Origin of the sequence: Bradyrhizobium sp. U87765 SZCCT0048 (assembly GCF_018131225.1) — a bacterium.
In the GTDB taxonomy this organism is placed as follows: Bacteria; Pseudomonadota; Alphaproteobacteria; order Rhizobiales; family Xanthobacteraceae; genus Bradyrhizobium_A.
This window is the reverse complement of sequence record NZ_JAFCMM010000005.1, coordinates 608102-620288: the sequence shown is the minus strand read 5'-3', so window position 1 is coordinate 620288 and position 12187 is coordinate 608102. Positions and strand designations below refer to the sequence as shown.

General features: G+C 67.1%; 15 protein-coding genes and 1 tRNA gene. 10 read left to right on the top strand and 6 right to left on the bottom strand.

Going from position 1 to position 12187, the window contains the following annotated elements; translation table 11 throughout:
• Positions 1 to 394 precede the first annotated feature (394 nt).
• Positions 395 to 1513 carry a DUF2778 domain-containing protein gene (locus JQ639_RS29530; protein ID WP_249122847.1) on the top strand — a complete coding sequence of 373 codons (1119 nt, stop codon included), beginning with the start codon at positions 395 to 397 and terminating at the stop codon, positions 1511 to 1513.
• Positions 1514 to 2127: 614 nt separating this feature from the next.
• On the opposite strand, the gene JQ639_RS29525 is transcribed toward JQ639_RS29530, so the two are convergent.
• Positions 2128 to 2730 carry a TetR/AcrR family transcriptional regulator gene (locus tag JQ639_RS29525; protein ID WP_211963074.1) on the bottom strand — a complete coding sequence of 201 codons (603 nt, stop codon included), beginning with the start codon at positions 2728 to 2730 and terminating at the stop codon, positions 2128 to 2130.
• A gap of 141 nt (positions 2731 to 2871) precedes the next feature.
• Here JQ639_RS29525 and JQ639_RS29520 point away from each other — a divergent pair, with 141 nt between their 5' ends.
• Both JQ639_RS29520 and JQ639_RS29515 read left to right on the top strand, forming a co-directional pair.
• On the top strand, positions 2872 to 3237 hold the full coding sequence (locus JQ639_RS29520) for a nuclear transport factor 2 family protein (RefSeq protein ID WP_211963071.1): 366 nt from the start codon (positions 2872 to 2874) through the stop codon (positions 3235 to 3237).
• Positions 3238 to 3383: 146 nt separating this feature from the next.
• Positions 3384 to 3773 (top strand): SPW repeat protein, encoded by a 390-nt coding sequence (locus JQ639_RS29515; RefSeq protein ID WP_211963070.1) that lies wholly within the window; start codon positions 3384 to 3386, stop codon positions 3771 to 3773.
• A gap of 82 nt (positions 3774 to 3855) precedes the next feature.
• On the opposite strand, the gene JQ639_RS29510 is transcribed toward JQ639_RS29515, so the two are convergent.
• Positions 3856 to 4260 (bottom strand): GFA family protein, encoded by a 405-nt coding sequence (locus tag JQ639_RS29510; protein ID WP_211963064.1) that lies wholly within the window; start codon positions 4258 to 4260, stop codon positions 3856 to 3858.
• A 96-nt stretch (positions 4261 to 4356) separates the two neighbouring features.
• Here JQ639_RS29510 and JQ639_RS29505 point away from each other — a divergent pair, with 96 nt between their 5' ends.
• The 5 genes from JQ639_RS29505 (at position 4357) to JQ639_RS29485 (ending at position 7423) form a co-directional block, all read left to right on the top strand.
• Positions 4357 to 4935 carry a TetR/AcrR family transcriptional regulator gene (locus JQ639_RS29505; RefSeq protein ID WP_211963062.1) on the top strand — a complete coding sequence of 193 codons (579 nt, stop codon included), beginning with the start codon at positions 4357 to 4359 and terminating at the stop codon, positions 4933 to 4935.
• A 45-nt stretch (positions 4936 to 4980) separates the two neighbouring features.
• A complete protein-coding gene (locus tag JQ639_RS29500) occupies positions 4981 to 5361 on the top strand; it encodes a tautomerase family protein (protein WP_211963060.1) in 381 nt (126 codons plus the stop codon).
• Positions 5362 to 5543: 182 nt separating this feature from the next.
• Complete coding sequence (locus JQ639_RS29495) at positions 5544 to 6830, top strand: MFS transporter (protein WP_211963058.1); 1287 nt, start codon at positions 5544 to 5546, stop codon at positions 6828 to 6830.
• A 41-nt stretch (positions 6831 to 6871) separates the two neighbouring features.
• Positions 6872 to 7153: a pentapeptide repeat-containing protein gene (locus tag JQ639_RS29490; RefSeq protein ID WP_249122846.1), complete on the top strand. Its 282-nt coding sequence runs from the start codon at positions 6872 to 6874 to the stop codon at positions 7151 to 7153.
• Between the two features lie 69 nt (positions 7154 to 7222).
• Positions 7223 to 7423, top strand: coding sequence for a hypothetical protein (locus JQ639_RS29485; RefSeq protein ID WP_211963056.1), 201 nt, complete (start codon positions 7223 to 7225; stop codon positions 7421 to 7423).
• A gap of 28 nt (positions 7424 to 7451) precedes the next feature.
• On the opposite strand, the gene JQ639_RS29480 is transcribed toward JQ639_RS29485, so the two are convergent.
• A complete protein-coding gene (locus JQ639_RS29480; protein WP_211963054.1) occupies positions 7452 to 7685 on the bottom strand; it encodes a GCG_CRPN prefix-to-repeats domain-containing protein in 234 nt (77 codons plus the stop codon).
• A 339-nt stretch (positions 7686 to 8024) separates the two neighbouring features.
• On the opposite strand from JQ639_RS29480, the gene JQ639_RS29475 reads away from it, so the two are divergent.
• Entirely contained in the window at positions 8025 to 9086 is a 1062-nt protein-coding gene (locus tag JQ639_RS29475; RefSeq protein WP_211963052.1) for a hypothetical protein, read from the top strand.
• 93 nt (positions 9087 to 9179) lie between these two features.
• Here JQ639_RS29475 and JQ639_RS29470 read toward each other — a convergent pair.
• Positions 9180 to 9246, bottom strand: a tRNA-Asp gene (locus JQ639_RS29470).
• A 132-nt stretch (positions 9247 to 9378) separates the two neighbouring features.
• Between JQ639_RS29470 and JQ639_RS29465 the strand changes: the two genes are divergently transcribed.
• Entirely contained in the window at positions 9379 to 9678 is a 300-nt protein-coding gene (locus JQ639_RS29465; protein WP_249122920.1) for a hypothetical protein, read from the top strand.
• A gap of 113 nt (positions 9679 to 9791) precedes the next feature.
• Here JQ639_RS29465 and feoB read toward each other — a convergent pair whose 3' ends face one another.
• A complete protein-coding gene (gene feoB / locus JQ639_RS29460) occupies positions 9792 to 11669 on the bottom strand; it encodes a ferrous iron transporter B (RefSeq protein WP_211963050.1) in 1878 nt (625 codons plus the stop codon).
• A gap of 4 nt (positions 11670 to 11673) precedes the next feature.
• The gene (locus tag JQ639_RS29455; RefSeq protein ID WP_211963048.1) at positions 11674 to 11949 is read right to left on the bottom strand and encodes a FeoA family protein; all 276 of its coding nucleotides are present in this window, start codon (positions 11947 to 11949) and stop codon (positions 11674 to 11676) included.
• Between the last annotated feature and the right edge of the window lie 238 nt (positions 11950 to 12187).

Here is a 12187-nt window from a genome sequence, read left to right as displayed (position 1 = left end):
CGGCGTCATGCCGGACCATCACACCGCCAGCCGGCCGGGAGGGCTATCACATCGCCGTGCGCTGGGAACGATTGCAGGACTTTTGGACGGCCGGGTGTCAAATTGTGGCGAAATATGGACAGCTCAACGCCCCTTCCGTGGCCAAGTCATTGAAAATCAAACGAAACCCATTTCACACAGTCAAGAATTTAATCGTCGTTTAACCTTGCTCCGCCTTAATGACGCTCTGCGGGTCTGCCAAAGGAGTCACGTCCAGGTGAGCAGGCGCGCGTCTTGGGGTCGCGCCGGGCCCACCGCTGGGACGGCGCCGTCCGGATCGTGGACGCGCCGCCCTGGAAGTATCGGGGTCGTCTTGTAGTCGTCTTCTCGTCGTCTTGGGTTGGAACTTGGGTGAATGACATACGGGGCCGATGATGCCGGCGCCGCGGAGGGTAGCCGCGGTTTCGTCCGGAAAGCTTGTCCTGCAATCGCATTCGGACTCGCCGCGCTGACGCTCGGCGCAGTCGCCGGCGTTTGCTACGCGCCGTCAGACACCACGACCACTGCCGCCAGCGAAGACGTCACGCTGGTCAGCACGCGCTGGGCCACCGAGGAAGAACTCGCCGCGAGCAACGTCTCCGGCATGACGATCGCGAAGAAAACCCATTCCGCCAGCCATCCCTACGTCGCGCTGTACTTCGACAAGGCCACCGCACCGGTCGCGCGGCCCGCGACGTTCTCGCAGGATGCGCCGGCACCGCAGTTCCCGCTGAGCACGCCGCTGCAGGAGCGCCTCGCCGCCGCGACCAGGCCCGCGACCTACAGGCTCGCAAGCCTGCAGAAGCCGGACGGCGACGACAACGCCGAGAGCCTGCTGCCGCTGCCCGAGACGCCGCAGATGGCGCTCAACGTTCCGATGCCGCGGCCGCGCCCGTCGATCGCGGCGCCCGCCCAGAACACCGGCCCGTCGCAGGCCGAGGTGATGGAGCAGGCCCGCGCCGCCAAGCTGGCGTCGATGACCCCGGACAAGCGCAACCTGCTGGAAAAGATCTTCGGCCTGCCGCAGCAGTCAGGCCCGACCCTCGCCTACGCCGCGCCCGACGGCGGCGTGCTCGGTGACGGCCAGAGCGCCACGCCCGGCCGCATGCCGCTGGCGGACCGCCAGACCGCCGTCTATGACATCTCCGCCAAGACCGTGTACATGCCCGACGGCAGCAAGCTCGAAGCGCACTCCGGCCTCGGCAACCGCCTCGACGACACCCGCTTCGTGCACGAGCGCATGCGCGGCGCCACGCCCCCGGCGCTCTACGACCTCAAGCTGCGCGAGAGCCTGTTCCACGGCGTGCAGGCGATCCGCCTGACCCCGATCAACAGCGACGTGCACGGCCGCACCGGGCTGCTCGCCCACACCTACATGCTCGGCCCGAACGGCGACTCCAACGGCTGCGTCTCGTTCCGCAACTACGACGCCTTCCTGCGCGCCTTCAACCGCGGCGAGATCAAGCGCCTGCTGGTCGTCGCCAACATCACCTGACCTTCCGCGACATCCTCCGTCGACGCTTCGTGACCCGGCTCCGCCGGGTCATGTCGTTTTGGGGCTGCGTGCGCTTGCGGATCGATCTTGTCCGTCGCCCTGAAGCGGCCATCGTCCCCTGAAAGGTCACAGGTCGGGCAAGCCCGACTTGTGATGACGCATGGCCCGCGAACAGCGACAGGCCGGGGCGGCGCCGCAACTCAGCGGCCGCTCATCCTTCGAGGCGCGCAAGAGCGCGCACCTCAGGATGACGGGGTGAGTCCACAGAACCTGACTGACGCGCTGCGCGGTTGGAGATCGACCTCATCCGTCACCCTGAGGTGGCCCCGCAAAGCGGGGCCCTCGAAGGGCGACGGCCCGGGCGGCAGCTCAGTGGCCGTTCATCCTTCGAGGCGCGCAAGGACGCCCACCTCGGGATGACGTGGTTGAGGCAATTTCGCTTTGCTGCGTCAGCGCGACTGGACGAGAGGCACCACGCTTCGGCATTCTCTGCGTCGTCACCGGGCTTGCCCCGGTGATCCAGCTTCAACAGCCGCGCTGTGGTGCGAACAAGCTGGATGGCCGGGTCAAGCTTCAGGCCCGACCATGACGGAGTGTGGGACATCTGTGATCCGTCACGCTGAAGTCGCCCCACGAACGCGCAGGCCCGCGAGCAAGCGCTCCAGCGCTTCCGCATAGATGCGTCCGGTCTCGGCCGGCTGATCGCTGGTCGCGCAGGCCACTGCTGCCTCCGTCACGGCGCCGAGCAGCAGCCGCGCCAGCGGCTCGACCGGCTGCGGCGCGATCAGCTTGTGCGCGATCGCAAGTTCGACCGCGCGCGGCATCATCGCGCCGAAGTGTTTTCCGTCGATCTCGCGCCAGCGCTGCCAGCCCAGCACCACCGGCCCGTCGCGCAGCACGATGCGCCCGGTGGCACCTTCGGAGCAGATGCGAAAATAGGCGCGCGTGCCGACGGTGATGCCGGCGAGCACGTCCGGCGCCTTGCGCGCCGCTATCGCGACCTTGTGCACCACCTCGGCCGACACCTCCTCCAGCACCGCCTCGAACAGCAGCTCCTTGGTGGCGTAGTGATGGTAGACCGCGCCCTTGGCGACGCCGGCTTGCGCCGCCAGATCGTCGACGGTGGTCGCGGCGAAGCCATCGCGGCCGAACAGCCCGGTCGCGGCGCGCACGATCGCGCCCCGTGTCGCCTCCCGCCGCTCCGCCTGCTTCGCCATCCCTGCCCTCCCGCACCGTGTCCGCTCTATAGCATCGCGCCCTGCGGACAGCGCAAGCGCGTCTTGACTTACCGACTATCAGTCGGTTATTTACCGACCGCAAGTCTGTTTTATCAGTCGATGCGACAAGGAGTGCGGACCATGCCGAGCGAGCAGACGCTACGGGACTTCGTCACCACCGTGGAGAGCGGCGACTATGTCGGCGCCATCGAGCGGTTCTATCACCCGGAAGCCTCGATGCAGGAAAACGAGGATGCGCCGCGCGTCGGCCGCGACCTGCTGGTGGCCGGCGAGAAGCGCGTCATGGCGACGTTTCCCTCGATCACCGCGCGCCGCCTCGCCGAGCCGATGGTCAACGGCGACGCCGTCGCCCTGCGCTGGCGTTTCGAGTTCAAGCGGCCGGACGGCGGCGTCATGGTGATGGACGAGATGGCGCATCAGATCTGGCAGGGCGAGCGCATCATCACCGAGAAGTTCTTCTACGACCCCAAGCAGATGGGCCGTTGACAGATGACTCGCGCCGGCGCGTTCACGGCTGATTGATCGATCTGTCCGATTTGTAAGCGGCATTTGCCGCGGCGCGGCGCGATCATGTTGCGTGCCGGGCGACGCTTCCCCCAGCGCCTGCCCGGCACGCCAACAAGGAGCAGGCCATGCCGACCATTTCGCCCCGATCGACGTCACGCCCGTCGCGCTGGCGCCAGGAATCGGTGCTCGACATCTACAACATCGCGATCGCCGCGTTCGTGTTCGCCTCGCCCTGGCTGTTCACCATCAGCCGCGAGACCACACGCATCGACATCTGGTTCAGCGGCGCGGCCATCGGCGTCACCGCGCTCGCGGCGATCCTCGCCTATGCCAACTGGAAGGAATGGCTGAACGTGCTGCTTGGCGCCTGGCTCATCGCCTCGCCCTGGGCGCTCGGTTTCACCCATCACGCCGCGACCTTCGTCGCCGTCGCCGCCGGCATCACGGTGGCGTTCCTTGCCCTCGTCGAACTGCTGCTGGTGTACGATCCGATCATCGACAGCCCGCAGGCCTGACGCCCGCGTCTCAACGGACACACGTCACACTGGAATACGCCGGCGTCGGATGGGCGGGGACCGGCGCATCTGCATCGTCCCGTCACATGTTGCGCGCGAACCGCGTGGCGCCCTCGAACGGCGCGAGCCATGCCGCCGCGTGATCGGTGTAGATCTCGATCTTCGGCTGCAGCCCGGCGATGTCGTCGAGCGTGCCGGCCTTGATCACGACCTTGCCCGGCGCCGCCGCGATCTTCGCAAGGATGGGCGATCCGCAGCGACCGCAGAAATGGCGCTCGACCGGCTGGCCGCTGTCGCCGCTGTCGATGTAGACCGTGGTTGCGCCCGACTGCACGTAGTCCGCCTCGCGCGCCACGGCGTTGAACGAGAACAGGCTGCCGCTCAGCTTCTGGCAGTGGGTGCAGTGACAGATCGTCACCCCGCGCAACTCGCCCTTCACCCCATAGCGGACCGCGCCACACAGGCAGCCGCCATTTCTCTCCGTCATGATCCACTCTCCCTGGCGACCCATTCAACCGAAGCCATTCTTGACATGAACGTCAAACTTGACGATGATGTCAAGAATGAAAGGGAGTTAGGCCGGATGGTGGGCGCGCGGCAGTTCGACGAGCAGGAAGTGATCGCCATCGCGCTCGACGTGTTCTGGCACAAGGGCCTGCACGACGCGACGATGCAGGACCTCGCCAGCGCCACCGGCGTGCAGCGCGGCAGCCTCTACAACGCCTATGGCGACAAGGAAGCGATCTTCCTGCGCGCGTTCGACCGTTATGCCGAGCAGTTCCTGGCGTCCGCGGGCGAAGCGCTGGCCCATGGCGACGCCCTGACGCGGCTCAGGACCTTCCTCGACATGATCGTCACCAACATGACCAGCGGCTCACCGCCACGGGGCTGCCTGACCACACGCACGGCCCTCGACGCCGCGATCTCCGGCGACGATGTCCGCGCTCGCGTGCTGCAACTGCTGGCCCGGCTCGAGCGGCTGATCGCCGACGCCCTCACCGCCGCGCCGGGCAAGGACGCTGCGCGCGACGCCGGCCGCCTCGCCCGCATCGTCGTCACCTTCACGCGCGGCCTCGCGGTGATGGAGCGCGCCGGCTACAGCCGCAAGCAGCTCAAGGATGCCGCGGCGACCTTCGCCGACGCCATCGCCGGCGACGCGTGAGCGCGCCTTCGACATTTCGACCGGACAGCAAGGAAAGGACGACCGATGCCCCTCATCCAGATCTCATTGCGCCGCGGCAAGCCGGAGGCGTACCGGCAGGCGATCTTCGACGGCGTCTATCGCGCGATGCGCGAGACCTTCAACGTTCCCGAGAACGACCAATTCATGACCGCCACCGAATATGACGCGGCGAATTTCCACTACAACGCCTCGTACATGAACGTCTCGCGCAGCGACGACCTCGTGATCATCCAGATCACCGCCAACGACACCCGCACCCTCGAACAGAAGAAGGCGCTATTCCAGCGCATCGCGGGGCTGCTTGGCGACAACCCCGGCATCCGCCCCGACGACGTGTTCATCAACCTCGTCGAGGTCAGGAAGGAGAACTGGTCGTTCGGCCACGGCCTCGCGCAATACGCCTGAGGCTTTGCGCTGCCGCGTTGCATCAACGACATCGGCGCGCCCCGCGGCGGGGCGCTCCGGGGCAATTGTCGGTGGACGCCCTAGGCGGCCGTGCGGATCCCCGCTAGTGTTCTCCCCGCGACGGCGCCGCTGCACTGTCGCCCAAGGCGGCTCGCAGAAGCCGCCGCGATCCCGGGGGAAACATGAGCACCGAAACCAGCCGCGTCGTCCTGCCGGACGATACCAGCCTCACCGCCTTCTACCGCGACATGAACGTCGCCGAGCGCCGCACGTTCTGGGCCTGCGCCACCGGCTGGGCCCTCGACGGCATGGACTTCATGATCTATCCGCTGGTGATCGGCACCATCATCAAGCTGTGGAATGTCGACGCCGGGCTCGCGGGGCTCGCCGGCACCGTCACCCTGCTCGCCTCGGCCATCGGCGGCTGGGTCGCGGGCTTCCTGTGCGACCGCATCGGGCGGGTGCGCACCCTGCAGATCACCATCGTCTGGTTCTCGCTGTTCTCGCTGGTCTGCGCCTTCGTGCAAAACTTCGACCAGTTGCTGATCGCGCGCGCCCTGCTCGGCTTCGGCTTCGGCGGCGAATGGGCGGCCGGCGCGGTGCTGATGGGCGAGACCATCCGCGCGCAGTACCGCGGCCGCGCGGTCGGCTCGGTGCAGTCCGGCTGGGCGATCGGCTGGGGCCTTGCGGTGCTGGCGCAGGCGCTGCTGTTCAGCCTGCTGCCGGCCGAGCAGGCGTGGCGCTGGATGTTTGCGCTCGGCGTGCTGCCGGCGCTGCTGGTGTTCTACCTGCGCCGCTATGTCGAGGAGCCGAAGGTCGCCGCCGAGACACTGGCGCGACAGACCGCGGCCGGCGACCGCCCCGCGATGTGGGAGATCTTCTCCGGCCCGATCCTCAAGACCACCATCCTCGCCTCGCTGGTCGCCACAGGCTGCCAGGGCGGCTACTACGCCATCACCTTCTGGGTGCCGCGCTTCCTCACCACCGAACGCAAGCTGTCGATCGTCTCTTCCACCGGCTATCTCGCCGCGCTGATCGTCGGCTCGTTCATCGGCTATCTCGTCGGCGCCTGGCTTGCCGACCGCATCGGCCGGCGCAACCTGTTCCTGATCTTCTCGCTCGGCGCCATCGCCGTGGTGCTGCTCTATACCCAGATGGCGCTGAGCAACGAGTTGCTCTGGGTGCTGGGATTCCCGCTTGGCTTCTTCGCCTCCGGCTACTTCTCCGGCATCGGCGCCTTCCTCACCGAGCTCTATCCGACCCGGCTGCGCGGCTCGGGTCAGGGCTTCTGCTACAATTTCGGCCGCGGCATCGGTGCGCTGTTCCCGTTCCTGGTCGGCTTCCTGTCGCAGAGCACGACGCTCGCCAATGCCATTGCGATCTTCGCGGTCGCGGCCTATGCGCTGTTCTTCCTCGCCGCCTACGCGTTGCCGGAAACCCGCGGCCGCGTGCTGTCGGCGGACGGCTGATCAAACCGCAACCAGACACGTTGCATCCCCAAGGAGCTTGCATGGCGCCGATCGACATTCCCAAGGGCACCCGCACCCGCCTCACTGTCGAGGGCGCCGACCTCTCCGGCTCGACCTTCGAGGACGTCAACATGTCTGGTTGCACGGCCCACGACATCAATCTCAGCGGACTGCGCATCGACTATGCCAATCTCGCCGGCCTGCAGGTCAACAACGCCAACATGGCCGGCGCCAACTTCACCGACTGCCGCGTCGACGGCATGCGCATCAACGGCATCGCCATCGAGGACCTGCTGGCGGCCTACAACACCCGCAACGGCTGACGCCCGCGTCGGCGCAGCATACCGGAACGACGGCAGCGCTGCAGCGTTGCCCCGGGGTGGAGGTGGGTGATGGCCTACGCGCTGTTCAGCAACAACGACAAGATCAGCCGCACGTTTCCGACCCGGGAAGATGTGTGGGCGCACGCCGAGGAGGCCGGCCTCGTCATCGACGAAGTCACCGACGACACCAGTCCGGCGAAACGCGTGCTCGACCAGGGCTACACCATCCAGCGCTGCCCGCCGGACGACGCTCCCGACCGGGCGGCGTGACACCAGAAGCGAGCGATCCGGCGAGTGCTCACCAGTTGCGGAAACAGTGCCGGCCGTAGGGGCCGGAGTGCCAGCCCGGCGGGCAGTTGTACATTGGACGGCAGCCGCCATACGGACCGCGGTGCCACCCCGGCCCGCAGCCGCCAGCGACAGTGATGACGGATGCATCTGACGACAGTGGCGCGCGCGGCAGCGCCTGCGCGGACGCGGCGGCGATAACCAGACCCGCGGTGAACATAACGACGGCAATCAGAGACTTCATGCAGTCCTCCTCTGCCATGACAGAGCGACGAGAATGTCCCCGCGGCCATCCTGCCAAAATGACCTGACGTCAACAATCTCGGCGCGCAGCACTGGCCGAACGACAGGCCCGTGATTCCCCGCGCATCAGCGTCGGCATCGATGTCGGCGTCGGCCCGCCATCCCCGGCGAGACGCAACGTCGAGCAGATTTCGCACGGCCGTGAGACGCAGGGCACAACGTTCGACAGCCATGGCGTGTAGCGTCGAACAAGTTCAGCCGCGACGACATTGAGCCTTGATCAAGCCTTGATCAAGCCTTGATCAAGCCTTGGACAAGTTCAGCTTTGGGGAGACCACCCATGACTGACCTGCACCAGCCTGCCACCACGTCCACACCGGCCCGCACCGACGCCGCACTGATCGGCTCCGCCGGCGGCGGCTGGGACAACGGATACCTCAACCTCGGCGGCATCGACTTCTGGGTCCAGCACGCCTGGGCGACCGCGACCTATGGCGCGACCTCGCACAAGTTTCCCTGCTTCGGCGGTCCGCAGGGGGCCGAGTGTTATCCCGGCACGAGCTACTGCGCCAATCCCGCCTCGCTGTTCCGCCTGAGCGACATGAAGCAGATCCAGTCATCGTCCATCGACGTCGACATGGTGCTGGCCATTCTCGTGTGCACCGGCATCAGAGAGACTGATCCGTACAAGTGGCTCGTGAACTACGACTGCACGACCAACACAGGCTGTGCCGCCCCAGAGGGCGGGTGGACGATGGGCCAATCCAGCGGCATTCTCTACGGACTGACCGGCGTTTGCCATCAGGCAGCCAACCGCATTCTCGCGGCCACCAACGGCTGCGTCGACGGTCGATGCGCGATCGATCCCGCAAGGACGTTCGTCACCCAGCCGTTTCCCACCGGAATCCTGAGCTGGCTGCTTTACGGCCCTCTCGGCCTCAACATCGATGTATTCTGGCAGACCGTGGAACAGCGCTACAGCGGCCGTCAGGCGGACAGCATCCTCGACGTCGAGACACACCTGCTCGACGTCCATTTCACGCGCGGCGCGGACATCGCGTTGCGAAGGCCAGTCATCGCGCACTTCATCCTGAACGATCCCGCAGCCACGGACGCCAACCCCGCGGCCGTGGAGGACGCCGTCGCTGCCTGCCTTGTCGACAAGCTCCACCTCGACGCCGATCTTGTGACGGGCGCCATGCATCCCCATGCGTTCGCGCTGGAGGTGAACCGCCGCGCCGCCGAACTGCTGAAGCGGCTGGGCGAGATCGCCGGCGAAGCGTGGTACCGCAAACATGCTCCAGCCGGGGCCGTGCTGAATTTCGCCTGCCCGCTGTGGATGGCGGATGCCGAGGTCTACAAGCGCTTCGCCCATCTGGCGCCGGCGCGCCCGCAGCGCTGAACGGTGCCGAAGACGGCCTGCGGCATGAAAGCGGTCGCCGCGCCTTCGCGAGGCGCGGGGGAGTATCCTGCCAAAAGCGCCGGCATCCCGGCCTGCCGCGCACCGATGACAGCGACCTCCGGCGTGACAGGCCGGCGCTCTAACCGACTGAACCTGCGGCCCGTTGGCTGCGTTCCCGACGGTGCCGATGACGCCATGATCCGACCCTGTGGACGAGCGAACGCGGCGATTGACGATCGAACAAAACAAGAACACTATAACCCGCCAACAACCCCTCACCAGAGCCATCGTCATGTCCGCAGCCGCTTTGTCCGGCGCCAAGCGCCATTCCCTGTCGTCACCCCCATCGGACGAGAGCGATCGTCTCGAGGCCGCGGCCGACCAGGCCATCGCGGCCTGCAACGGCGACATGCGCAGCGCGATTCGCGCGCTGATCCTCGCCAATGAATACCTCGAATACGAGCTGTGCCAGATGTTTACGGCTGTCTCGAAGGGCTACGCCCGCGGGCGTGTGAAAGCCAAGGACGGCAGCAGCCAGCCGATCGACCGGGGAGCAACAACCGGCAACCTCCCCGACGGGGACGCTGCCTGACGCGCCGCAGCCGGTTCGGCCTTATACGCGATCGCGTATATCTTTCCCGGGATGCTCATGGCACCGCCGCCGGTTCATCGCGGCGACGGCACGCGATCCGAACCCGTCGCGCCCTACCCTGCGCCGAGCGCCACCGCGACGTTGTAGGTGATGAGGCTGGCGAGATAGGCGAGCGCGAACATGTAGCCGAAGGTCAGCGCCATCCAGCGCCAGCCCCCGGTCTCGCGCTTGATCACCGCCAGCGTCGAGGCGCATTGCGGCGCGAAGATGTACCAGGCGAGCAGCGACAGCGCGGTGGCGAGGCTCCATTGGCCCGCCAGCACCTGGCCGATCTGCTCGGCGGCTTCCTTGCCGCCCTCGATGGCGTAGACGGTGCCGAGCGAAGCCACCGCGACCTCGCGCGCCGCCATGCCCGGGATCAGAGCCACCGCGATCTGCCAGTTGAAGCCGAGCGGCGCCAGCAGCGGCTGCAGCGCATGGCCGATGATGGCGGCAAGGCTGAAGTCGATGGCCGGCTCGGTGGCCCCCGCCGGCGGCCGCGGGAACGAGGCCAGGAACCAGATCAGCACCATCATCGAGAAGATGGTCGTGCCGGCGCGGTAAAGGAACATCTTCACCCGGGTGAAGATGCCGATGGCGACGCTCTTGAGCCGCGGCAGCTTGTAGTCCGGCAGCTCCAGCATGAACGGCGCCGGCGCGTAGTCGCGCAGCATGAAGAACTTGATCAGGAAGGAGACGCCGAGCGCGCTGAAGATGCCGACCGCATAGAGCCCGAACATGACGAGCCCCTGCAGGTTGACGAAGCCCCACACCAGCTTCGGCGGAATGAACGCCGAGATGATCAGGGTGTAGACGGGAATGCGCGCAGAGCAGGTCATCAGCGGCGCGATCAGGATGGTGGTGAGGCGGTCGCGGCGGTTGTCGATCACCCGCGTCGCCATGATGCCGGGAATGGCGCAGGCGAAGCTCGACAGCAGCGGAATGAAGGCGCGGCCATGCAGCCCGGCACCGCCCATGATGCGGTCCATCAGGAACGCGGCGCGCGCCATGTAGCCGAAGTCTTCCAGCAGCAGGATGAACAGGAAGATGATGATGATCTGCGGCAGGAACACGATGACGCTGCCGACGCCGGAGATGACGCCGTTCTGCAGGAAGCTCTGCAGCAGCCCCTCGGGCAGATAGTCATGCACCAGGCCGCCGAGCGCATCGAAGCCGGACGACAGCAGTTGCATCAAGGGCTGCGCCCAGGCGAACACCGCCTGGAACATGACGAACAGGATCGCGATCAGCACGACGAGGCCGAACACCGGGTGCAGCACCACCGCGTCGACCTTCGTGGTCAGGGTGTCGGGCCTGGCCGGCGCGCCGACACAGTCGGCGATGATGCGGTCGGCCTCGCGCTGGGCGGCGCGCATGTCGGCGATACTCGGCGGGGCCCACGCGCTCGCGGCCGCCGGCGAGGCCTGTGCCGCGGCAGTGTCGATCAGCTTGAGCAGGTCGTCGGTGCCGCCCTTGCGCACCGCGATCGCGGTCACCACCGGCACGCCGAGGCGCGCCGACAGCTTGTCGAGATCGATGGTAATGCCGCGGCGGCGCGCGATGTCCACCATGTTGAGCACCAGCACCAGCGGGCGGCCGGTGCGCTTCATCTCCAGCACGAGGCGGATGGCGAGGCGCATGCTGGTGGAATCGGCGACGCACACCGCAAGATCCGGCTGCGCCTCGCCGGCGAAGCGGCCGAGCACGACGTCGCGGGTGATTTCCTCGTCGGGGCTGCGGCCGCGCAGCGAATAGGTGCCGGGCAGGTCGACCAGGGTGATGTGGCGGCCGGCCGGCGTGATGAAGCCGCCGGACTTGCGCTCGACCGTGACGCCGGGATAGTTCGCAACCTTCTGGCGGCTGCCGGTCAGCGCGTTGAAGAGCGAGGTCTTGCCGCTGTTCGGGGTCCCCACTAGGGCAAGGTGCAGGGAGCCGGCCCCATCGATCCGCATCAGTTCATTCCACGACCACGGCCATCGCCTCGCGCCGGCGCAGCGCCACGGTGACATTGTTGATCCGCACCGCGATCGGGTCGCGGCCGATCGCGCCTTCATGCAGGATCTCGATCGCCGCCCCCTCGACGAAGCCGAACTCGATCAGGCGCTGCTCGAGCTCCTGCGCGTCCAGCGCCGAGGACGCCGCGGAGGCTTCCAGCGCCGCGACCACGCCGGTGAAGCCGCGCGCCGCATCGCCGAGCCGGCTGCGCGGCCTGTCGTGTCGATCGTCCGTCATGGCGTGTACGTCGCAGCCGCACCGTTGCCGGTCAAGCACCGCGCCGCGGGATGTGACCGCTTTCGCTTAGAATGATTATAAGCATCTCAATGGCATGGCCGCCGGGTCGAGGCCAGCCGGCCGCGCCGCGGCCACCACTCCGGCGCGATCCGGACACATCCCCCGGCGCCAGCCTCCGCCGCCATCCCGCCGCCCCCTGCTGGATGAAAGAAATGCCGGAGATTCAATGAATTAAACG